We start from the raw sequence: 22927 nt of genomic DNA, 5'->3' as shown, positions 1-22927 counted from the left end.
GCTGACACACAGACTCTGCAGTGTCGGCTACCTGAAAATCATCGCACACTGCGACCGACTGTAAAGGGGGCACAGACGCCACATGTTCAAGGTTCAATCGGCTTACCAGCCTGCAGGCGATCAGCCCACAGCCATTGAGGGTCTGGTCGACGGGATTGAATCCGGCCTGGCCCACCAGACCCTGCTGGGGGTGACGGGGTCGGGCAAGACTTTCACCATCGCCAATGTGGTGGAGCGCATCCAGCGGCCGACCATTGTCATGGCTCACAACAAGACGCTGGCAGCACAGCTGTACGGAGAGTTCAAGGAGTTCTTCCCGGAGAACGCCGTCGAGTATTTCGTCTCCTACTACGACTATTATCAGCCGGAAGCCTACGTGCCCTCGTCGGACACCTTCATCGAGAAGGACGCGTCCATCAACGAGCACATCGAGCAGATGCGGCTGTCGGCCACCAAAGCCCTGCTGGAGCGGGATGACGCCATCATTGTGGCTACCGTGTCCTCGATCTACGGTCTGGGCGATCCCCAGTCCTATCTGAAGATGATGCTGCATCTGGATCGGGGCGATCCGATTGACCAGCGGTTTATCCTGCGCCGCCTGGCCGAGCTGCAGTACACCCGCAACGACGTCGAATTCCATCGTGCCAACTACCGGGTGCGCGGTGACGTGATCGACGTGTTCCCGGCGGAATCCGAGAAGGAAGCCATCCGCATCGAGCTGTTCGATGACGAGGTGGAAAACCTGAGCTACTTCGATCCGCTGACCGGAGAAATGCTGCGTCGGGTGCCCCGGGTGACCATCTATCCCAAGAGTCACTACGTCACGCCGCGTCAGGTGGTGCTGGACGCGGTCGAGAACATCAAGGTGGAGCTGGACCAGCGGCTCAAGCAGCTTCGTGACAACAACAAGCTGCTGGAGGCCCAGCGTCTGGAAGAGCGGACCCGCTACGACATTGAAATGATGTTGGAGCTGGGCTATTGCAACGGCATCGAGAACTACTCCCGCTATCTGTCCGGACGCCAGCCCGGAGAGGCGCCGCCAACCCTGTTCGATTACCTGCCGCCCAACGCGCTGCTGGTGGTGGACGAATCCCACGTGACCATTCCCCAGATCGGCGCTATGTACAAAGGGGACCGCTCACGCAAGGAAACCCTGGTGGAATACGGCTTCCGCCTGCCGTCGGCCCTGGATAACCGGCCCATGCGGTTCGACGAATGGGAGCGGATTGCGCCCCAGATGATCTTCGTCTCGGCCACGCCCGCCGACTACGAGGCCAATCATGCCGGCCAGGTGGTCGAGCAGGTGGTGCGGCCAACCGGTCTGCTGGATCCGGAAATCGAAGTGCGGCCGGCATCAACCCAGGTGGACGATCTGCTGTCGGAAATCCGCAAGCGGGTCGGGGCTGATGAGCGGGTCCTGGTTACCACGCTCACCAAACGTATGGCCGAGGACCTGACGGACTTCCTGCAGGAGCACGACATCCGCGTGCGTTACCTGCACTCCGACATTGATACCGTGGAGCGTGTGGAGATCATCCGTGACCTGCGCCGGGGCGAGTTCGACGTGCTGGTGGGGATCAACCTGCTGCGGGAAGGCCTGGACATGCCGGAAGTGTCGCTGGTCGCGATCCTGGATTCGGACAAGGAAGGCTTCCTGCGGTCCGAACGCTCACTGATCCAGACCATTGGCCGGGCGGCGCGGAACGTCCACGGCAAGGCGATTCTCTACGGCGACAAGATCACCGGTTCCATGCAGCGGGCGATCGATGAAACCGGTCGCCGTCGCGAGAAACAGCAGGCGCACAACGAAGCCCATGGCATCACGCCGCAGGGTCTGAAGAAGAACATCTCCGACATCATGGAGGGAGCCCATAACGGGGCTCCGGGACGTCGACGCGGAGGCGAACGCCCGGGACAGAAAGCCGCCGAGGAAGCGGAAGAGTACCGCGTGGTGGCCCACGGCAAGTCGCCGGAAGAACTGCTCAAGGAGATCACCAAGCTGGAAGACGAGATGTACAAGGCCGCCGCCGACCTGGATTTCGAACGGGCAGCGCGGCTGCGTGACGACATCGCGTCGCTCAAGGAAGCGTCGATCCGGACCGCCTGAGACGGTCCGGGACTTAATCTGAAACGTCGGGCGACCGTTTTGGCCCGATAATCACGACAGCCTGCAAACGCTGCCGGTGACCGTAGCTGGCCATCTTCTCGAACACGGCCCGGTCCACCGGCAGGTATTGCTTGTCGGCGATGGTCTCGCCTTCGGCCACATCCACTTCCGGGTCGTGCAGGTAGACGAACTGGTTGTCCATCGCACAGACGGTCACCCAGTGAGGGACCCGGCTGCGATTGAGCTGCCAGGTGCTGACCAGGATGACCGGAATGTCGCCGCGGGCCAGGGCGTCTTCGATGACATCGACGGTGATCGGCTCGTTATGCAGTTCGATATCGGTCAGCGCCATGTCGTGGATAAAGCCCTCATGGACCAGCTCCAGCACCCGCTTCTTCTCCTCACTGCGTACCGTATCCTTGAACAGTGCCCCCTCCTTGCTCACATAGGCGGTCACGGCAAATCCGCGATGCCACGCTGCCAGTGCCAGTCCGTGAGGGCCGCAGCCGCCGTGGCCGGCCAGCATGAAAATGGTGGTGGCCTCGCGCCAGATCCGCAGTTCCTCGAGGGTGGTGAGGCGCCGGTCCGGGCACTTGGCGGCCATGGCCATCATCAGCGCGGCCGGCCCGCAGGTGAAGTCTGTGGTCTGCGGGTAATAGGGCACCGGTCGCACCGCGTCCGACGGCTCGAAAAACAGGATACGGCGCTCGAAGCGCAACGCATTGCCGTGATCCTCATAGTAATCCCGGTAGGTGCCGAATTGCCGGTAACCCAGACGTCGGTACAGGCGGATCGCGCCGTGATTGTCCTCGCGCACTTCCAGCCGCATGATGATCCGGTCGGCCTCGACGGCAACGGCTTCGCTTTCCCGGACCAGTTGTTCGCCCAGTCCCTGGCCCCGCGCCTCATCCGCAACGGCAATGGAATAGATGCGCGCCAGTCGCGTGGCCTTGTGCATCAGCACCAGGCTGTAGCCCACCAGTCGACCGTCAGCGTCGGCGACCAGGACCCGGTCCCGGGGCATTTCCAGGAAACGGCGGAAGCTGCGGCGGGAGAGCCGGTCCTCCGAAAAACAGCGATTTTCCAGGTCAACCAGGGCATCCAGGTCGTCCGGGAGGGCGCGGCGAATCAATACGTGCATGGCCAGTCCTGTAACAGCGTTAGATAAGGCCGGGGGCGTCATTTACGAAGTGCCGGCGTGAACTATTATGGGTGGTGTTGGCAGACTGCGAAAGGTGCGTGAAATCCGCTATAAGCCGATGATTGTGCAGGTTCATCAGCCAGCGTATTGTCGCGTTTTCGAGGCCGTTTCAGGAAGGAAGCCGGTATGACTCGTTTGATGATTGTGGTGGATCGTGACCGTGACTGGGCGCCGTACTATCCCAGTTCCGATGTGATGACGTTCGACCAGTATGTCCAGTTCTCCGGGAACACCAACCAGCGGGTGCGGGTGATCAACCTGTGCCAGAGTGCCCGTTACCTCAGCCGGGGTTACTACTGCTCGCTGCTGGCAGAGGCCCGCGGGCATAACGTGGTGCCGTCAGTGATGACGCTGAACGACCTCCGACGCAAGGATCTGTTCTCACTGGAACTGCAGGAACTGGATCCTGGCGTGATCCACTGGCTGGATGATGCCGCCACCGCCGAGTCAGTCCCCGCATCCGAGAACGCACGGGAAGCGGTGCGTCAGGTCAAGGTGCGGACCTTCTTTGGCAAAGCCGAGCATGAGGCCCTCAAGCCGGTCGCGCGGGCGCTGTTCGAGCGTTTTCCGTGCCCGATCCTGGAGGTGGTGTTCCGCTATCGCAAGACCTGGCAGATCGAGTCCATGAAGCCGGCGTCGCCGGCCGATCTGACCGAGTCCGAACAGGATGTCTTTGCCGGCGCCCTGGATCGCTTCAGCAGCGCGTTGTGGCGCAAGCCCCGGTCGCGCCGCCAGTATCGCTACGATCTGGCGATGCTCGTGGATCCGGAGGAAAAGCTGCCGCCGAGCGATGCCAAGGCGTTGCAGTATTTCATCAAGGCGGGCAAGAAGCTGGGCATTCATGTGGAGCCCATCACCCGCAAGGATTACATGCGGCTGCCGGAATACGACGGCCTGTTTATCCGGGAGACCACGTCGATCGACCATCACACCTACCGCTTTGCCCGCAAGGCCGAAGCCGAAGGCATGGTTGTCATTGATGATCCGGTGTCGATCCTGCGCTGCACCAACAAGGTGTTCCTGGCGGATCTGTTGAAGAACAACAAGATTCCCACGCCGCGCACGTTGATCCTGTCCAAGGACCAGAAGGACAGCGTCGAGCAGGCGATCGAGCACCTGGGCTTCCCCATGGTGGTCAAGATCCCGGACGGGGCCTTTTCCCGCGGTGTGATGCGTGCCGAGAACGAGGCGCAGCTGAAGGAGGCGCTCAAGGCGCTGTTCCGGCAATCGGCCCTGGTGTTGGCCCAGGAATACCTGTACACGGATTACGACTGGCGAATCGGCGTGCTGGGCGGTCGTGCCATCTTTGCCTGCAAATACTACATGGTGAAGGGGCACTGGCAGATCTACAGCCACGGCGACAACCAGCAGTTCGACAGCGGTGACTTCGATACGCTGCCGACCTATGAAGTGCCTAAGAACGTCATCCAGGCTGCGCTGAATGCGACCCGGCTAATCGGTAATGGTCTTTACGGGGTGGACATCAAGCAGTCCGGCAATCGGGTGGCGGTCATCGAGGTGAACGATAACCCCAACATCGATGCCGGCGTCGAGGACCGCTTCCTCGGTGGCGAACTCTATACCCTGGTGATGCAGGAATTCCTGTCGCGCATGGAAGAGCGGCGCCGGGCCTGACAACCTCGGCGTTTCCGTTTAACGCATCGGCTGCCAGATCCGGATGTTGCCCAGCCAGTCCAGACGGGACGCCGCCTCGCGGAGTTGTTCGATGGATACCGGGGCGGTCAGGCTGTCGGGATTGTGGACGTAGACCTCCACCGACACGTGATCGCCGAGGTAGTGCAGCCGCAGGCTGCGCAGGGTCTCCGGCTCGAGCTTGTCCTGCCAGACCCCTTCCAGGGCACGGATGACCTCGCTGCGCGTGGGCAAGCCGGATTCCGTGGGCTCAGCGCCCGCATCGTTCTCCGCATCAATGTGGAAGACGACGTCCGTGATGTCCGGGTGGGCATCGCGGATCCGTTGGGTCACCTTGACGCCGATTTCATGCCCCTCCGACACACTGATGACCGGGCTGACCAGCAGGTGCAGGTCGACCAGGACATCGCCGCCCATGCGCCGGCTGCGTAAGTCATGCACGTTACGCACGCCTTCGGTGGCCCGGGCAATGTTATGAATTTCCCGGGTCTGACTGTTGTCCAGTGCGGTGTCGACCAGTTCCTTCACGCTGTTCCAGGTGAGATGCCAGCCGACGTGACCGATGATGACTGAAACGCCGATCGCTGCCAGGGCATCCAGCCAGGCCACTCCGGTCATGGCACCGGCAGCGCCTACCAGGACCACAATGGATGAAAACGCATCGGTCCGGCTGTGCCAGGCGTTGGCGATGATCAGGTCCGAGCGAATCGCTTCGCCCACGCGTCGGGTATACCGGTAGATCCACTCTTTGCCGACGATCGACAGGGCTGCTGCCACCAGCACGGGCCAGCCGGGCAGGGCGATGTCGGCCGGCTCCCACAGCATCCGCTGCAGACTGTCCCAGGCCAGGGCGCCGGCCAGGCCGACCAGAAACGTGCCCAGAATCATGGTGCCAAGGGTTTCGAAGCGCTGATGGCCATACGGGTGGTCCGAGTCGGGCGCTTGCCGGGCCGTCCGCATCAACCCGAGAACAAGAAGATCGGACGCCACGTCGGAGAAGGAATGGATGCCATCGATCACCAGAGCCTGGGAGTGGAACAGTACGCCGATGACGCATTTGGCGGCGCCCAGAATGGCGTCAAGAATCATTCCTATCACGGTGACCCGCGTGGCCGCCTGCTGCTCCTGCTTCAACTTGATGTCTGTCATTCCCCAACACGTTCCTTTGGGCCGATTTTTGCTGTCAGCCTGATTGTCTTATGCACAAACCGGCGAATCGGTGAACAATTTCTGAAATTGTTTCAGAGGCCCGTGCACCGGCTTGATGCATCTTTAAGCTATTGAAAAATATGAATAAAATAGTTGGTCAAAAAATGATCAATCTGTAGATGGGCCCATCTCCCAAGGCTTCCGAAAATCTGCGCGCGGATTTTCAACAGAGTTATCCACAGATTCCGTGGAAAAGGTCACAAGAGCTTAACCATACAGTCATTTAGCGGTCATGTATGCATGGCCAGACACTCTGTGGAAAACCCGTACGGGGCATCCCGGACGCAATCAGTGCGCGAATACGGGTGTCGGAAGTGGCTGAATTTCGGCCGTATCCGGTATACTCCCGCACCATTGTATGGATGGAGTGACGACAATGTATGGCCTGATCCGAAACCTGCTGTTCCAACTGCCGCCGGAGCAGGCTCATCATGTGGCGTTACGTGCCCTGGACCTGGGTGAGCGCCTGGGTCTGTTGAAGCCGTTGACACCGAATGTGCCGGCCACTCCCGTCGAGGTCATGGGCCTGACGTTTCCCAACCCGGTGGGGCTCGCGGCGGGCCTGGACAAGAACGCCGAGCACATCGACGCGCTGGCGAGCCTCGGCTTTGGCTTTATCGAAGTCGGGACTGTGACACCGCTGGCGCAGCCGGGCAATCCCAAGCCTCGCATGTTCCGGTTGCCGGAACACGAAGCCCTCATCAACCGGATGGGTTTCAACAACGAAGGGCTGGATGTGTTGCTGGCCAACGTGCGCAATGCCCGATTCAACGGCGTGCTTGGCATCAATGTCGGCAAGAACAAGGTGACACCGTCTGACGAGGCCGAGTCGGACTACCGCAAGGGGATTGCGGCGGTCTATGAGCTGGCCAGCTACATCACGGTCAACGTATCGTCACCGAATACGCCGGGTCTGCGGGATCTTCAGTTTGGTGATTCCCTCAAGCAACTGCTTGTGGCCATCAAGGAAGAGCAGCGCCTTCAGACCGAACGTCAGGGGCGTTATGTTCCCATTGCCGTCAAGATCGCACCGGACATGGATGACCAGGCCATCCGGTTCGTAGCGGATGCGCTGTTGGCGACGGGTATCGATGGTGTCATTGCCACCAACACCACCGTCGAACGGGATGCGGTCAAAGGCCACCGCTTTGCAGACGAGCAGGGTGGGCTCAGTGGTGCACCGGTGCGCGGGCCGTCTGTCCGCGTGATCGAAGGGCTGTACAGCGAACTGGGCGACCGCCTGCCGATTATTGGCGTGGGTGGGATCACCGATGGCGAAAGTGCTGCTGAAAAGATCCGTGCGGGTGCGCGTCTGGTACAGGTCTATACCGGCTTTATCTACGAAGGGCCGGCCCTGATTGCGGAGGCGGTGAAGGCGATAGCGGCGCTGGAGCGTTAACGGAACAGGAGCAGGGCGAGGCGGGCCGAAAGGAACGAGTGGCTTAAAAATAAAGTGGGCCCGCTGAGCGGGCCCGTGCGGGGGATAAACCCCGTGGCGTTGCTTTTTTTGCTGGTAAGGGTCGAGTGGACCCTTTGGGTTAATCGGTTTTCCAGTCTGTTTTTCGTTTGCTAACGCTTGGTGTGCAAAAAAATCCTGGTTGAGTTAGTCGTTGAAAGCCGAGTCACTGATTTTAAAAGACAGTGGGCTTATCTGCTTCAGGCTGTGATGTTTGGTAATCGATGGATGCCTGAGACCCCCGTGAGGCCTTCCCAGTTGTCCATCCGTCCCTCTCGCCAACCATTCAGCCACTCCTGCCGGGTTTCCACCTGTTCAAGAGGGCAGCTATCCTTGGATTTACCGGAAATGCCGGCCAGATAACCCCGTTTGAATGCGCGAGCACTCATATCTCGTTTCTGTCTTTTCATGCTGTTCCTCACCTCATGGGTTTACAGATCATGGGGTGCGCACCAGAGCATGCCAGTCAGCCTTGAAAGCAGATATCGCGAGACTCCGCCCGGAGGGATCCACCTGGGCCGCAGGCACCAGGATCCTGTTGCCGACGTCAACAAACGCCAGCACTTGAAAAGACGCGTCAAAGACAAGGTAAGACGAAACCCTTAAGGATGTACACTATTAATTTCATCTAGATGACCGTTGCTTTATGTTTGTGTGACATAAAAATCCGTACGCTTAGTAGAGGTTTGCGCAACAATCAGCGGTTTAGCGCATTTTCTTCTAAGCAGACTGCGGTCTTGTGACTGCCTATTCTGTGGCCGATATCCGGACCACAGGATGCCCCCGGTCAATATCTACCCAGGCAGCTACCCTGTCACGGTTGATGACGACGAATAACGATTGGAGCCCGAAGTGTCCCTACACGATTTTTTCCTGAGCTGCCCCAAAGGCTTGGAATACCTGCTTGCCGATGAGATGGCAGGCTTTGGCATGACGGTCACCCGCCATGCGCCGGCCGGCGTCTGGGGGCGGGGAGCCCTGGAAGACGGCTATCGGGCCTGCCTCTGGTCGCGCCTCGCGAACCGGGTCATCCTGCATCTGGCCACCGTGGACGGTCGTTCCGGCGATGCGCTCTACGAGGCGATCCATGCCATGCCCTGGGAAGAGCACCTGCAGATCTCCGGGCGTTTCCGGGTGGTGTTCATCGGTCAGAACGAGGCCATCCGTAACACCCAGTACGGGGTCCAGCGGGTCAAGGACGCCATTGTCGACCGGCTACGCAAGCCTTCAGGGGTGCGGCCTGCCGTGGACACCAGCGATCCGGACATCACCGTCTCGGTCCGGTTGCATCGCGGCGAGGCGCAGGTCGGTCTGGATCTGAGTGGCGACAGCCTCCACAAGCGTGGTTATCGCACCGAAAAAGGCATTGCTCCGTTGCGCGAAAACCTCGCTGCGGCATTGCTGCTGCGCGCCGGCTGGCCTGAGCTGGCCAAGTCCGGCGGCGACCTGGTCGACCCCATGTGCGGGTCCGGTACGCTGCTGATTGAAGGCGCAATGATGGCGTGTGACATCGCTCCGGGCCTGGCGCGGACCGAATACGGTTTCAGCCGTTGGCCCGGCCATGATGCGCGGCTCTGGGAAAAACTGCAGACGGAGGCGCAGGAGCGGGCACAGATCGGGCGCCGGACCCATCGCAGCCGTTTCCGCGGGTATGACGAGAATGCCCGGGTAATCGCAACCGCCTGGCACAACATTCAGCGAGCAGGCCTGGAAGACCGGATCCATGTGGAAAAGCGGACGCTGGCGGACTTCCAGAACCCGTCCACAGCCGACACCGGCCTGATCCTTACCAATCCGCCCTATGGCGAACGTCTGAGTGAGCGTAAGGCGCTCGGCCCACTTTACGAAACCCTGGGTGAGGTCGTCCGCAGCCAGGCCCAGGGCTGGGAATTGGGTGTCTTCACCGGCGCACCGGAACTGTGCCACGCCCTGGGCCTGCGCAGCCATCGCCAGTACAAGCTGTTCAACGGGCAATTACCGGCTCAACTGCTGCTGTTCACCGTGGCGCCGGAAAACGAGGCCCGCGTGCGGCATCCCGGGGAACCGGACCGGGTCGTACCCCGCATTGCCAATCCCGAACGCGCGGAGATGCTGTCCAACCGCTTGCGTAAGAACCTGAAGCAGCTCGGCCAGTGGGCCCGCAAGAACAACATCGAGTGCTATCGCCTGTACGATGCGGACATGCCCGAGTACGCCCTGGCCATCGATTGCTACGGCGAGCAGGTGCATGTACAGGAATACGCCCCGCCCAAATCGGTGGACGCCCGGGCCGCGCGCGAGCGTTTGGGGGAGGCTTTGGCAGTGATTCCGGAAGTGTTGGGTATCGATGCCGATCACCTGGTCTGCAAGCAGCGTCAACGCCAGGCGGGTAAGGCCCAATACGAAAAGCAGTCGGCCAGCGGCCAGTACTTCACGGTCCATGAGGGCGGCTGCGCGTTGCGGGTGAACCTGCGGGATTATCTCGATACCGGACTGTTCCTGGATCACCGCCCCATACGGCAGTGGATCCAGTCCAAGGCGAAAGACAAGCGCTTCCTGAACCTGTTCTGTTATACCGGTGCCGCGACGGTTCATGCCGGCGTGGGCGGCGCCCGTGAAACCGTCAGCGTCGACATGTCGAAAACCTACCTGCACTGGGCACGGGAGAACCTGCGGCTGAACCATCTGGACGACCAGCATCACCGGTTGGTGCACCAGGACTGTCTGCAGTGGCTGGAGGGCAAGCCGGGCCAGGGCGAGCGCGACTTCGACCTGATTTTCATGGACCCGCCGACCTTTTCGAATTCAGCGCGTATGGAAGGTGTGCTGGACGTGCAGCGGGATCATCCCCAGCTCATTCGTCAGGCAATGGCGCGACTGGCACCGGGTGGGGTGTTGGTGTTTTCCAATAATTTCCGCCGCTTCCGGCTGGATGCGTCGATCAGCGAGGAGTTTGAGGTTCGGGACGTGACCCGTCAGACCATCGACAAGGACTTCGCCCGCAATCCCCGGATTCACCAGTGCTGGGAAATCCGGGCGAAGGCCTGAGAACGGGCGTGCGCTCAGAATTCGTAGCGCACGCCGCCGTTGAACTGGTAGCCACTGGCGGAGCTGTCGGTGTCCTCGAACAGGCGGCCGCCTTCGAGGACCAGGTAGGTGTTGTCGACCACTTTCAGGTCGATGCCGGCCAACCAGCTGAAGGCGAAGGAGCTGCTCGGAAAATCTTTATCCAGATTCGAGTAGGAAGGCGGGATATCCTCCTCCTCGGCGGTTGACACCTCTTTTATTTCGGCGTTGCCAGTAATGTGAGAGAAGCCCACCTGTGCGTAGACGTTTGAGAAGTCAGTCATGCTGTAGTGCATGCCCATATACCAACTGGCGAACCAATCCATATTGACCTTCAGAGTTCTCTCAATCTCCGCGTCATTGAGGCCTGCACCAGCACGCACTTCAACGTGAAACAGATCGGAAATGTTGGAACCCAGCACCAGCGTGCCCGCTGAGAGCCAACCGCGGCCTTCGGGCAGGCCGCCGACCTTTCGGTACTGCAGGGCCATGCCCTGGACCCCGACATAATCGAGACCGGCCCGGCTCTTGGGCGGTTCCTGGGCGTGGGCGGGCAGGCTGACCAGCCCGCTGGCGAGTGTCAGGGCGAGCAGGGAACGTCGGGTGGACTGCGTCGTCATAAGGGAATCCTGGCCTGGAGGTCTGACCGCAGCGGGGCGGTTCTTATTCTCGGTGGGGCGGGTGAAGCGCCCGGCTACCTCCGGGGATTCTGCGTTATGAGACGCAAGCTTGCGTCGACTCAGGTCACAAATCGCCGGTATCCGTGCCTTCCGGAATCAGTCCGCCGTCCCGTGCCAGCATCAACAGCGCAAAGACGCTGCTTTCCGGCAACTGTGGATCCAGGCCGTGGGTGAACAGGAGTTCCCGGCGCCAGTCTTCCAGCTCTTCGTAGGGCCGGTGCTTGATCAGGTGATCAACCGTGGCGAGCTCAAACGGCACCGGCATGCGCAGCGTATCGAACAGCAGATCCATCAGGGCTTCATCCGGATCCAGGCCGTCGACGAAAACGGTCTGGTCGGCCAGATCTTCGTTCAGCTCCCGGGCCAGTTCCAGCAGCGGCACGCCCTGCTCCTGCAGGTAGGTGAGGTCCACGTCCAGACCATCGGGATCGTCCGGCAGCCAGGCGTCGTCCGGCTCGATGACGACGGTTTTCATGGCGCCATCTGCCAATGACCAGGCGATCGCGGTAGGGAAACAGGCGTCTTGAGCGTCGACAAACTCGATATCGAGGAACTGTGGCAGGCGCATGATAACTCTTGGTCCGGTGTGTGGTGTCGTAAGGATACCAGCTTACCTTTAGCGGGGAGAGGGTGTGTACAACGCGCAATTTCGACAGGCTGGCCGATCATGCGATACTGGTGCGGTTTCTCTGGCAACGGATATTTTGGATCAGCATGGATAACGCCGTTTTCAATTCTCAGCTTTTTGAATTCCTCAAGCAGTCTCCCACGCCTTATCACGCCGTTCGGCAGATGGCCCGCCGTCTCGAAGCGGCCGGATTTGAACGTCTCGATGAGCAGGCGGCCTGGTCACTGGCACCGGGGCAGCGGTATTACGTGACGCGCAACGATTCCACGATCATCGCGTTCCAGACCGGCCAGAGCGATCCGGTTTCCCACGGCATCCGCATGATCGGCGCTCACACTGACAGTCCGTGCCTGCGGGTCAAGCCGAACCCCGAGATCCACAAGAAGGGCTATTACCAACTGGGCGTCGAGGTCTACGGCGGTGCGTTGCTCAACCCCTGGTTCGACCGGGACCTGTCGATCGCCGGTCGCGTGAGCTATGTCGACAGCCAGGATCGACTGCGGGATGCGTTGATCGATTTCGCCAAGCCGGTGGTGACCATCCCGAGCCTGGCGATCCATCTGGACCGGGAGGCCAACAACAGCCGCACCGTGAATCCGCAGACGGATGTGCCGCCGATCCTGATGCAGGCGGACGAGAAAGAGGCGGTGCCCTTCCGTGAACTGCTGGCCGGCCAGATCCGCACCGAATATCCCGAAGCGGACGTTGCCAAGGTGCTGGACTACGAGCTGAGTCTGTACGACACCCAGCCGCCGGCCACGCTCGGCCTGAACGAGGATTTCATTGCCTCCGCCCGACTGGATAACCTGCTGAGCTGCTTCATCGGCCTGCAGTCGTTGCTGGATGCCGATCCCGGCCAGCCGGCGTTGTTGGTCTGCAACGATCACGAGGAGGTCGGCAGCATGTCGGCCGAAGGCGCACAGGGGCCGTTCCTGTCGTCCGTCCTGGAGCGTTGGGTCGGTGCCGCGGACAAACCGCGCGTGATCGCCCGGTCGATGATGATCTCGGCGGACAACGCTCACGGCGTGCATCCGAACTACGCCGATCGACACGACGGCAACCACGGCCCGTTGCTCAACGCCGGCCCCGTGATCAAGATCAACAACAACCAGCGCTACGCGACCAACAGTCGGACCGCATCGCTGTATCGCCATATCAGTGAATCACTGGATCTGCCGTGCCAGGCGTTTGTGGTGCGTACGGATATGGGCTGTGGCAGCACGATCGGCCCATTGACGGCGGGGAACCTGGGGGTGCGGACCCTGGATATCGGCGTGCCGCAGTTCGCGATGCACTCGATTCGTGAGATGGCCGGTGCCCGGGACGGTTTTGTGCTGTATCAGGTCTTGCGCCGTTACATCGAGTTGGAGCACATTGATTGAAAGCGCTTTGATTCGGCGTAGTGATCGAGGAAGGACGCTGGCTCCCTGGAGAGAGTACGACTCTCGAAAGGGGCGCCGGCAAACTGGGCGCCTGAAACGAAAAAGGCCGCTCAATTGAGCGGCCTTTAAAATTCGATGGCTCCCCGAGCTGGGCTCGAACCAGCGACAAACGGATTAACAGTCCGTTGCTCTACCAACTGAGCTATCGGGGAACAGCTGTGATCAGCAGGCGCGCATATTAAGGAAGTTCCGGTGAGGGGTCAACCCTTGCCGGCAGAAAAAGAGGTCTGCAGACACAACGCATGTCAGGTTATCAATCCCGCTCCTATCCCTTGCCGGCCGGACTGGCGTCCAACATCCGCAGCTACCGGCCGCCGCTGTGGTTGCGCAATGGCCACGTCCAGTCGGTCTGGCCGACCCTGTTCCGCCGGATTGATGTGGCGGAGCCGCTATCACAACGCATCGACACCCCCGACGGTGACGAACTGCACCTGGACTGGTATCGCCAGGGCAGTCCGCGGCTGGCCGTTCTCTCCCATGGCCTGGAAGGTCACAGCCGTCGCCCGTATATTCTGGGCCTGGCGCGCGGCCTGCTGGCGGATGGCTGGGATGTCCTGGCCTGGAATTTCCGTTCCTGCGGCGGGCACATGAACCGATTGCCGCGGTTCTACCACAGCGGTGCCACGCAGGATCTGCACACCGTGGTCCGCCATGCGCTGGCCGACCGGGCTGACTACCAGCACGTCGCCTTGTCCGGCTTTTCCATGGGCGGCAACCTGACGCTGCTGTACCTGGCCGAGCAGGGCGAGCGTATCGACAGCCGGATTCGGGGGGCGGTGACCTATTCGGTGCCCTGTGATCTGGCGGGGAGTGCCCGGATGCTGGCGCTACCCAGTCGCCGGATCTACATGCAGCGTTTCCTGAGGGACCTGCAGGTGAAGATGGCGGAAAAAGCCAGTCACTTCCCGGATCTGATCGACCTGGACGGCTTCGACGAGATTCGCAACTTCCAGCAGTTCGACGACCGCTACACGGCACCGCTGCATGGTTTTCGCGATGCCAACGATTACTGGGCGCAGGCGTCGTGCCTGCCTCGGCTGCCAGAGATCCGGGTGCCTTCGCTGATTGTGAATGCCGCGGACGATCCTTTCCTGTCCACGGCCTGCTATCCGGAGAAGCGACGCCAACTGGGTGCCTGGGTCACCCTGGAGGCGCCCCGCTGGGGCGGTCACGTCGGTTTTGTCGAGATCGCCCGGGACGGCTATTACTGGTCCGAACGCCGGGCGCTGAATTTCCTGCGCGGTCTACTGAGCTGAGGCGGCATCCAGCAGAGGCTTCAGATGGGGCCAGACATTGGCCAGCAGCTGAGGCTGACCCTCGGCGGTTGGATGAATGCCGTCGGCCTGCATAAAACCGTCGCGATCGTAAACGCCATCCAGGAAGAACGGCACCAGCGCCGTGTCCTGCTTCTCGGCAATGTCCGGATAGATCGATGCAAACACCTTGGTGTAGCGGGGGCCATAGTTGGGCGGCATCTGCATGCCGATGAGCAGAACCCGGGCACCGGCCTGTTGCGACAGGGAGGTCATTCTGGCGATATTCTGGCGCGTTACCTGGGGCGGAAAGCCGCGCAGGCCGTCGTTGCCGCCGAGCTCGATGATGACGATCGCCGGGGCCTGTTTGTCCAGAAGTTCCGGTAATCGGCGCAAGCCGCCATCGGTGGTTTCGCCACTGATGCTGGCGTTGGCGACCTGCCAGTTCTCATAGCCTTCGTCGTCGAGTTTCTGGCGCAGCAGCGAGACCCAGGCCTTCTCTGTGGCCACGCCGTAACCGGCGCTGAGACTGTCCCCCAGGATCAGCAGGGTGGATTGCGCGGCAGCCAGTCCGGGCGCCATCAGGCAAAGGCAGAAAGCGATTGATCTCAGGAACATAAACTTCGTATCCATTGTCAGTAAAAGATGGCGTGCAATAACATCGGCCTTCAAGGGCGTCTGGCTGCAAGCTCCGACAGAGGGAGATCGGCCCGGCACAGGATACGTTTTTACCGTCGGGGGAACATTGTGGCAACTGGAAGCGACATTCTGAAAGTAACGGACCTCACCCACGAAGTGGCCCTGGGCTCGGAAACGCTGCGTATTCTGCACGACGTCAACCTGTCCATCGGTGCCGGAGAGTCCGTGGCGATCGTGGGGCGCTCCGGTTCGGGCAAAACCACGCTGCTGGGTCTGTTGGCCGGCCTGGATACCCCGACCCAGGGGCGTATCGAGCTTGACGGCCAGCCCATCAGTCAGATGAGTGAGGACGAGCGGGCCAGCCTGCGGGCCCGGCGGGTTGGCTTTGTGTTCCAGTCGTTCCAGCTGTTGCCGGCGCTGACGGCCCTGGAAAACGTCATGCTGCCACTGGAGCTGGCCGGTCAGACCGATGCCGCCGGCCAGGCCTCCGAACTGCTCCGGCGCGTGGGCCTGGGTGAGCGCCTGCAACACACGCCCCGACAGCTTTCCGGCGGCGAGCAGCAGCGGGTCGCGATTGCCCGGGCGTTCGCCGCGCATCCTAAAATCCTGTTCGCCGACGAGCCCACCGGCAATCTCGATAACAACACCGGCCAGGCGGTGTCCGACCTGTTGATGACGCTGAACCGGGAGCAGGGCACCACCCTGGTAATGGTTACCCACGATGAACACCTGGCCGCGCGCTGTGCGCGTCAGCTGTCGATCGAGGCCGGCGAGGTATCCGAAGACGGTGTGGCGCCGGCCCGGGGAGTGGCGGTTTGATGGCGGCCGCACAATTGGCCCGGAGCGGCCGGGACTGGCGGGAACGGGATGTGCGCGTACTGGTCGCAGCGCTGATCGTGGCGGTGGCAACCGTGGCGACCATTGCCCTGTATGCCAGTCATCTGGAACGGACCCTGGTCACCTCGGCCAGCGCCTTCCTGGCGGGCGACCGGCAACTGGAGAGTGAAAACGGTCAACCGATACCGCAGGGCTGGCGTGACGAAGCCGAGCGTCAGGGCCTGTCGACCGCGCGCATGGTGGAGTTTTCCACCATGGTATTCGGCGCCGGCAATTTTCAGCTGGTGTCGGTGAAGGCGGTCAGCAATCGCTATCCGTTGCGCGGCCAGGTGGAGTATCAGGCGGACACCGACGCGCCCCGCCAGGCACTGTCCCATGGTCCCGACCCGGGGGCCGTCTGGGTGAACCCGCGTTTGCTTCGTTTGCTGGATTTGAAGATCGGCAGCACCATCGAAGTGGGCAATCTCGACCTCAAGGTCACGGGCCTGTTGATCCGTGAGCCGGATGCCGGTTTCAGCATGTCGGCGCTGGCGCCCCGCATCATGATGCATGCCGATGACGTCCCCGCCACCGGCGTGATCCAGCCCGGCAGCCGCGTCGAGTACGTCAACCTGTTTGCCGGCCCCGAGGACGCGCTTGAACGCTTCCATACGTGGCTCAAGCCACAACTCGGGCCCAGCCATGAATGGAAGAGCATCCAGGACGGTCAGGCCCTGTCGGACTCCCTGACCAAGGCGAGGCGGTTCCTGCTGTTGGGCGGCAGTCTCGCGGTCCTGCTGGCCTCGGTGGCTGTGGCGGTCGCCAGTCGCCAGTACGCGATGGGGCAGCGAGACACGGTCGCGCTGCTAAAAACACTGGGCGTGCCCGGGCGGCGTATCAGCGGGCTGTATATGGTCCGGCTGCTGTTGTGGGGTGTCGTCGGAACGCTGCTGGGCATTCTGGTGGCCTTGCCGGTGTTTTGGGGGCTGGCGTCGTTGACGGCCGAGATGCTGGATCGCGAGATGGATTATAGCGTGGACGTTCTGTCGCTGTGGCCCGCCCTGGTTACGGCGCTGGTGGCGTTGTTTGCCTTCGCTTACCCGCCGATTCGCAGGTTGCGTCAGGTGCCGGCGATGCGGGTCCTGCGGTCGCAGCCCGGGGAGGCGGGGCGCGGCGTGCTGCTGGACGCGGCTATCGCGTTGTTGGCGGTGTTAGGGCTGATCTGGCTCTATGCTGGCGAGCTCTGGATGGTGCTGGCGCTGCTAGGCGGTCTGGCGGCGTTGTTGGGCATCCTGGCGTTGGCCGGCTGGGTGCTGGTCCTCGGGTTGCGGCGAGTGGTGGGCGGCGGCAACGCCTGGCGCCTGGCCCTGGTCGGGCTCTATCGGCATCGCAAGGCCAGCCTGTCACAGATTGCCGTCTTTGCCATGACGCTGATGCTGGCGTCGACGCTGATCCTGGTTCGCTCATCGTTGCTGGACGACTGGCAGGCCCAGTTGCCCGCGGACGCGCCCAATCATTTCCTGATCAACATTGGTCCCGAAGCGGTCGACGACGTCCGCGGTTTCCTGGGTGAGCATGACCTGTCGACCGATGACCTGTATCCGATGGTCCGTGGCCGACTGACCGAAATCAACGGCGAACCGGTACGGGAAGCCGTCAGCAAGGACCGCGAGGTGCGAGCCCTGAACCGGGAGCTGAACCTGACCTGGATGCAGGATCTGCCCGAAGACAACCGTCTTGTTGAAGGCCGTTGGTTCAAACCGGGTCAGACCGAAGGGCTGTCCATTGAGTCCGAGCTTGCCCAGCGCCTGGGCGTAACGCTGGGGGATCGGCTGACGTTCACCATCGGGTCGGAGACGGTCGAGGAACCGGTGACCAGTATCCGCACCGTGCAGTGGGACAGCATGAAACCCAATTTCTATATGGTCTTTCCGCCCGGCGGTGGGCTGGACGGGTTGCCAGCCACCTGGATCACGAGCTTTTACCTGGAGCCGTCCCGCAAGAGCCTTCTCAACGATTTCACCCGGCGCTTCCCGACCATTTCGGTGTTGGAAGTCGATCACATCATCGATCGCATCCGTGAGATCGTCCAGCAGGTTACCCAGGCCATTGAAGCGATACTGGCGATGATCCTGGCTGCGGCCATTGTGGTGATGGCGGCTGTGGTCAGTGCCACGCTGCAGGATCGCCAGCGGGAGGGGGCCCTGTTGCGCACGCTGGGCGGCCGACAGCGGCTGCTGGTGAACAGCACGATGCTGGAGTTTGCCCTGCTGGGGCTGTTCGCCGGCATACTCGGTGTGCTGGCTGGCGAGGTCGCTGTCTGGGCGCTGCAATACCGGATGTTTGAAGGCACGTTTCACTGGCACTGGCGGGTGGTGTTGCTGCTGCCTTTGGTCAGCGCTGCCGTGCTCGCGGTGTTTGGCCGCTGGCAGTTGAATCCGGTCCTGCGTGTCTCTCCGATGCTGTTGTTGCGCCGTCTGGAATGACGGCCCGACGCTACTGGTAGTTGGCCAGGATGGCGTCGAGTTCGCCGTTGGCTTTCATGTCGGCCAATGCCTTGTCGAAGCGAGCGGCGAAGTCAGCCATGTCCGGGCGGACCATAAGGCTGAGTCCAAAATCGCTGAGACTGCCATCACTGGCGCTGAACTGGCCGCGCCAGCCGTTCTTGCGGATCAGCCAGTGCCCGACCAACCGGTCGGAAATAGCCACGTCAAAACGACCGTCTCCCTGAAGCAGGTAGCTGAACATGTCGCGATCCCGCGGCACATCGAATCGCTGCGCTCGGCCGGATTCGAACAGATCCTTCAGGTAGGGGTACTTGTAACCCAGGTGGGTCAGAACCACCTGGCCCTCCAGGTCCCCGGGGCGATCATAGACGAATCGCTTGTCGCCAGCGGTAAAGAACACTTCCTGCACCCGGACGATAGGCTGAGTGAAGACGAATTGCTCGGGGTGTTCCGTCCATTCGGGAGCCCGGGCCGTGGCGTCGAAATAGCCGTCGAGCAACATGCCGTCCACCCGCTTGCGGGGAATCTTGTAGGCTTCCACCTGAAAACCAAGGCGCTGGCCAATGGCCGTAGCCACGTCCCAGACAATCCCCGAAACGTTGTGATCGCCGACGATGGTGTAGGGCGGGTAGCCGTTGGGGGAGACGTTCAGCCGCAGGGTCTGCAGTGTGTCGGCCTGCGCCGGGAGGCACGGCAGCAACAGCAGGGCGGCAGCGAAAAGCATGGGTAGTCTACAAAACATGTTGGCGGGCTCAAAAGCAAAACACCCGCTTCGACACCCGACTGCTTCCATCGCGCCGGCTGAGCGGGTTTTCATAGGACAGTGCTGTTTGAGGGTGTTGCAAACGCGTCGCGAGCGATGGCCAGACACGGCAAAATTCAACGCCGTATGGTTGAGCGCAGTCGCTGTTGCAGCATCCTCATTTGCTTCCGTGCACCACTTGCTATTCTGCCAAAGCGACTCGTCGTCGTCCCGTTGAGTTTTGTAAAAAGACTGGCTGAATCAATAGGCTGAATCTGACGTCGCCGTCAGATTCAGCCTGGCTTCGGGGTTTACCCCCAGGCGCGCTTGAGGACGGCCATGGCGTCGTCCAGTGTGACTTCGCGGGGGTTGAACATGATCGAACCGTCGTCGAGGGCCAGCCGTGCAATCCGCTCCAGCTGGTCCTGCTCGACCTTGCCGGTCTCCTGCAGGGTCCGGGGCAGTTTGCAGTGCTGGTAGAGCGCATCGCGCAGCTTACGGATGGCGGAAATGCATTCCTCGGCGCGGCGGTTGGCCGGCGTGGTGGCATAGACGTCCGGCCCGGCCATATACAGCAGCAGTTCGCCCAGCGGCTCGCGGATGGTCTCCAGGTTGTATTCCAGCACGTAGGGCAGGTACAGGCTCATGCACAGGCCGTGAGGCAGATGGCAGATCGCGCCGGTGGCGTGCCCCAGTGCGTGGACCAACCCCACCATGGAATTGGAGAAGGCAATGCCGGCCATGGTGGAGGCTTCGGCGAGCTCCAGTCGACTGTCGGTGTTTTTCGGATTGTCCATGACCTTCAGCAGATGCGTGCTGATTTTTTTCACGGCGGCCGTGGCGTAGGCGTCGCTGAGCGGATTCTTCGCCATGCAGGTGAAGGCTTCCGTGGCATGGGTGAGGGCGTCCATCCCGGTGGCCGCGGTGATGTGCGGCGGCAGGGTCAGCGTCATGCGCGGGTCGATGATGGCCGCGTCCGGCAGCAGGAACGATGAAGTGAAGGGCAGCTTCACCGACTTCTCCGTATCCGCAATCACGGCGACGGAGGTGACTTCCGACCCGGTACCGGCGGTTGTCGGCACGACGAAGAAGGGTTTCAGCGGACTGGTGAGAACGCCCGCGCCGGCGTAGGCGGAAAGATCGTCACCGCCCTCGGACACCAGAATGTTTACGGCTTTGGCGGTATCGATGGCCGAGCCGCCACCGACCGCAATAATCGAATCGCATTGCTCGCTGCGATAGATGCCGGCAATGTCCTTGACCACGTGAGTGGACGAATCGGGCGGCACGTCGTCGTAAATGGTCACGATTTCCTGACCGCCTTCTTCACAGGCTTCCAGTACCGGCTCCAGCAATCCGGCTGCACGCACGCCCTTGTCCGTAATCAGCAGCGGCCGACCGACGCCCAGGCCTGACAGCTCGTAGGGGATGTGTTCCAGCGCCGCCTTGCCGGCAATGACTTTGACGGGGCAGAAAAACTCGTAGTAACGCTGACTCATGATGCTCTCGCTGTGTCAAAGAATTGGGTGGCGACCTTCAGGTAGATGCGCGCTGCGCTGAGGACCTTCTGCGGCAGTTTGAGATTGGCCGGGTACTCCTTCACCGCACGGCTGGCCACCAGCTTGGGCAGGATAAAGACTTCCAGCCGGTTGAGGATGCGGGTCATGCGCAGCGCGTAGCTGATATCGCCGTCGACCAGCATGCGGTCGTGAGCGAAGGCCTCGGAGGTTTTTTCCTGGAATGACACCACCAGGAAGGCATGGGCGATGTGCTTGAACTGGATCGACAGGTCGACCGGTCGAGGCGGATTGTCGCCATGGTAGTGGAAGCGGCCCCCGCCCAGATGCTCCACCACCAGGGACGGCCCGTTGGGGCGGACCATCATCTCGAACAGAAAGCCCTCCGGGAGTTCCCTGGCTTCATCCCGGGCCGCCTGGTCCACTTCGCTGATGCCCTGCAGGGCCCGGCCCATCACCTGGAACATCAATTCAACATAGAGCCGCCGGGCCTGCAGCGCCATGGGTCTGAGAGGTTTGGCTAACATGGTTACCCGCCTTTCTTATCGTGTTTACTGATTTTTAGAGCTTTTACTCTATTAAGTCAACTGGTGACGCGTTGAACGGTCTGTCGGATTGGGCCAGAAAAAACGGAGTGACGTTGGGGGATACAAAAAAGGCCCGTCAATACGGGCCTTTGCGATACAACGGCAGGTTCTACGATTGCTGGAGCGCGGCGAGCTTCTGTTGGGCTTCTTTGGCCAGATCGCTGTCGGTCTGGGCAACAGCGGCGTAGTACTGGGCCGCTTCCTCCTTGCGATTCTGTTTCACGGCGATGTCGCCGAGACGCAGGTAGGCGATTGCGGTGGGCACGACCTTGTTGGCCGCTTCCAGGTCGGTGCGGGCCGCGCTGACTTTGTCGGCGTCGAGGTAGCCCAGACCCCGATACAGGCGGTAGCTGAACATCTCTGGATACAGGGACACGGCTTTATCGAAGTCCTTTTGAGCGGCGTCTTTTTTGCCCTGTTCCTTCAGGATCTGGCCGCGCAGGGCATAGAACGCCGGTTCCTTCGGTTCGATCTTGATGGCTTTGTTCACCTTCTCGAGGGCGGCGTCCATATTGCCCTCGTTGGCCATCTTCAGGGCCTCATCCTGGGCGTCGTAGGCGGGCTGCTTGCTGCGCAGGTAGGCCAGTTTTTTGTCATAAACCTGCTCGCCCCGATAGCCCCCGGGATTGCCGAGTTTGTCCACCAGGGCCTGGTTGGCGCGGACCCGTTCCTGGGAAGGCGGGTGTGAAGCAAACAGGCCATCGACCCAGCTGCTACTGTTGCCTTCGGCCAGCTTCACGAAAATCTGTTGCAGTTCGACAGCGGCCTGAGGGTCGTAGCCCGCCTTGACCATGTACTCGACACCATAGTGATCGGCTTCGAGTTCATTGCCCTGGCTGTATTGGGCCATTGTCAGCTGACTTCCCAGCGCCGCCCCGCCCATGATCAGCGAGGCGTAGTCGTTGTCCGAAAGGGCGATCCCGAGACCGGCGATGCCGGCGTTGAGGATCATGCCCTGTTGCATGCGCTGAACGCTGTGGCGAGCGGCGGCGTGAGTAATCTCGTGCCCCAGGACGGAGGCCAGCTGCGCTTCGTCTTCCAGCTTGGTGAGCAGGCCGCGGTTGATCGCGATCTTGCCGGAGGGGAGGGCCCAGGCGTTGGGCACGCTGCTGTTGAGGATCACGAATTCGTAGGGCAGATCCGGCCGGTCGCTGACGGCCGCCAGTTTCTGGCCGACACTCTGAACGTAGTCGGTCAGCTCCGGATCGGCCTGGTACAGGCCACCCTGCAGTTGCACCGTGGGCTTGTATTGCTCTTTGCCCATCGAGATTTCCTGGCTTTCGGAAATCAGCGACAACTGTCGCTCACCGGTGACTGGATTGACGGCACAGCCGTTCAGCGAGAGGAGCAGGCCCATCAGCAGGGGTAGAAGGGATAGTCGCAAATGTTTCACACATCACTCCATGAACCATTGAGGATTGCATCAGGTTATAGCATACCTTGAC

At 61.4% G+C, this 22927-nt stretch carries 18 protein-coding genes and 1 tRNA gene; 8 read left to right on the top strand and 11 right to left on the bottom strand.

Features of this window, described 5'->3' with window-relative positions; translation table 11 throughout:
* Window positions 1–82: 82 nt before the first annotated feature.
* A complete protein-coding gene (gene uvrB / locus JL474_RS05465) occupies window positions 83–2107 on the top strand; it encodes an excinuclease ABC subunit UvrB (RefSeq protein ID WP_203141202.1) in 2025 nt (674 codons plus the stop codon).
* Between the two features lie 13 nt (window positions 2108–2120).
* Here the strand turns inward: uvrB and rimI are convergent, their stop codons facing one another.
* Complete coding sequence (gene rimI, locus JL474_RS05460; RefSeq protein ID WP_203141201.1) at window positions 2121–3248, bottom strand: ribosomal protein S18-alanine N-acetyltransferase; 1128 nt, start codon at window positions 3246–3248, stop codon at window positions 2121–2123.
* 186 nt (window positions 3249–3434) lie between these two features.
* On the opposite strand from rimI, the gene JL474_RS05455 reads away from it, so the two are divergent.
* Window positions 3435–4943 (top strand): RimK family protein, encoded by a 1509-nt coding sequence (locus tag JL474_RS05455; protein ID WP_203141200.1) that lies wholly within the window; start codon window positions 3435–3437, stop codon window positions 4941–4943.
* An 18-nt stretch (window positions 4944–4961) separates the two neighbouring features.
* Here the strand turns inward: JL474_RS05455 and JL474_RS05450 are convergent, their stop codons facing one another.
* Complete coding sequence (locus tag JL474_RS05450; protein WP_203141199.1) at window positions 4962–6110, bottom strand: cation diffusion facilitator family transporter; 1149 nt, start codon at window positions 6108–6110, stop codon at window positions 4962–4964.
* Between the two features lie 436 nt (window positions 6111–6546).
* Here JL474_RS05450 and JL474_RS05445 point away from each other — a divergent pair, with 436 nt between their 5' ends.
* Entirely contained in the window at window positions 6547–7569 is a 1023-nt protein-coding gene (locus tag JL474_RS05445) for a quinone-dependent dihydroorotate dehydrogenase (RefSeq protein ID WP_203141198.1), read from the top strand.
* A gap of 257 nt (window positions 7570–7826) precedes the next feature.
* Here the strand turns inward: JL474_RS05445 and rmf are convergent, their stop codons facing one another.
* A complete protein-coding gene (gene rmf, locus JL474_RS05440) occupies window positions 7827–8036 on the bottom strand; it encodes a ribosome modulation factor (protein ID WP_123634850.1) in 210 nt (69 codons plus the stop codon).
* A 442-nt stretch (window positions 8037–8478) separates the two neighbouring features.
* Here rmf and rlmKL point away from each other — a divergent pair, with 442 nt between their 5' ends.
* Window positions 8479–10653, top strand: coding sequence for a bifunctional 23S rRNA (guanine(2069)-N(7))-methyltransferase RlmK/23S rRNA (guanine(2445)-N(2))-methyltransferase RlmL (gene rlmKL, locus JL474_RS05435; protein WP_203141197.1), 2175 nt, complete (start codon window positions 8479–8481; stop codon window positions 10651–10653).
* A gap of 14 nt (window positions 10654–10667) precedes the next feature.
* Here rlmKL and JL474_RS05430 read toward each other — a convergent pair whose 3' ends face one another.
* Window positions 10668–11291: an outer membrane beta-barrel protein gene (locus JL474_RS05430; RefSeq protein ID WP_203141196.1), complete on the bottom strand. Its 624-nt coding sequence runs from the start codon at window positions 11289–11291 to the stop codon at window positions 10668–10670.
* 124 nt (window positions 11292–11415) lie between these two features.
* On the bottom strand, window positions 11416–11919 hold the full coding sequence (locus JL474_RS05425; RefSeq protein WP_203141195.1) for a hypothetical protein: 504 nt from the start codon (window positions 11917–11919) through the stop codon (window positions 11416–11418).
* A 146-nt stretch (window positions 11920–12065) separates the two neighbouring features.
* Here JL474_RS05425 and JL474_RS05420 point away from each other — a divergent pair, with 146 nt between their 5' ends.
* Complete coding sequence (locus JL474_RS05420; protein WP_203141194.1) at window positions 12066–13361, top strand: M18 family aminopeptidase; 1296 nt, start codon at window positions 12066–12068, stop codon at window positions 13359–13361.
* Window positions 13362–13497: 136 nt separating this feature from the next.
* Here the strand turns inward: JL474_RS05420 and JL474_RS05415 are convergent.
* Window positions 13498–13573: transfer RNA gene (locus JL474_RS05415), tRNA-Asn, on the bottom strand.
* Between the two features lie 90 nt (window positions 13574–13663).
* Here JL474_RS05415 and JL474_RS05410 point away from each other — a divergent pair.
* Window positions 13664–14677 (top strand): YheT family hydrolase, encoded by a 1014-nt coding sequence (locus JL474_RS05410; protein WP_203141193.1) that lies wholly within the window; start codon window positions 13664–13666, stop codon window positions 14675–14677.
* Here JL474_RS05410 and JL474_RS05405 read toward each other — a convergent pair.
* The gene (locus tag JL474_RS05405) at window positions 14666–15292 is read right to left on the bottom strand and encodes an arylesterase (protein ID WP_236011988.1); all 627 of its coding nucleotides are present in this window, start codon (window positions 15290–15292) and stop codon (window positions 14666–14668) included. The genes JL474_RS05410 and JL474_RS05405 overlap by 12 nt on opposite strands.
* Window positions 15293–15421: 129 nt before the next feature.
* On the opposite strand from JL474_RS05405, the gene JL474_RS05400 reads away from it, so the two are divergent.
* A complete protein-coding gene (locus tag JL474_RS05400; protein WP_328797778.1) occupies window positions 15422–16132 on the top strand; it encodes an ABC transporter ATP-binding protein in 711 nt (236 codons plus the stop codon).
* The gene (locus JL474_RS05395) at window positions 16132–18615 is read left to right on the top strand and encodes an ABC transporter permease (protein ID WP_203141190.1); all 2484 of its coding nucleotides are present in this window, start codon (window positions 16132–16134) and stop codon (window positions 18613–18615) included. Before JL474_RS05400 ends, JL474_RS05395 begins: the two co-directional genes overlap by 1 nt.
* A 10-nt stretch (window positions 18616–18625) precedes the next feature.
* Here JL474_RS05395 and JL474_RS05390 read toward each other — a convergent pair whose 3' ends face one another.
* The 4 genes from JL474_RS05390 to JL474_RS05375 form a co-directional block, all read right to left on the bottom strand.
* Window positions 18626–19360 (bottom strand): substrate-binding periplasmic protein, encoded by a 735-nt coding sequence (locus tag JL474_RS05390; RefSeq protein ID WP_236011987.1) that lies wholly within the window; start codon window positions 19358–19360, stop codon window positions 18626–18628.
* 329 nt (window positions 19361–19689) lie between these two features.
* Window positions 19690–20877, bottom strand: coding sequence for an iron-containing alcohol dehydrogenase (locus JL474_RS05385; RefSeq protein WP_203141188.1), 1188 nt, complete (start codon window positions 20875–20877; stop codon window positions 19690–19692).
* The gene (locus tag JL474_RS05380; protein WP_123634860.1) at window positions 20874–21422 is read right to left on the bottom strand and encodes a hypothetical protein; all 549 of its coding nucleotides are present in this window, start codon (window positions 21420–21422) and stop codon (window positions 20874–20876) included. Before JL474_RS05380 ends, JL474_RS05385 begins: the two co-directional genes overlap by 4 nt.
* Window positions 21423–21591: 169 nt before the next feature.
* Window positions 21592–22839 carry a M48 family metallopeptidase gene (locus JL474_RS05375; RefSeq protein ID WP_203141318.1) on the bottom strand — a complete coding sequence of 416 codons (1248 nt, stop codon included), beginning with the start codon at window positions 22837–22839 and terminating at the stop codon, window positions 21592–21594.
* Window positions 22840–22927 lie beyond the last annotated feature (88 nt).

Source organism: Marinobacter mangrovi (assembly GCF_016798325.1).
In the GTDB taxonomy this organism is placed as follows: Bacteria; Pseudomonadota; Gammaproteobacteria; order Pseudomonadales; family Oleiphilaceae; genus Marinobacter_A; species Marinobacter_A mangrovi.
This window is presented reverse-complemented; position numbering and strand designations above follow the sequence as displayed.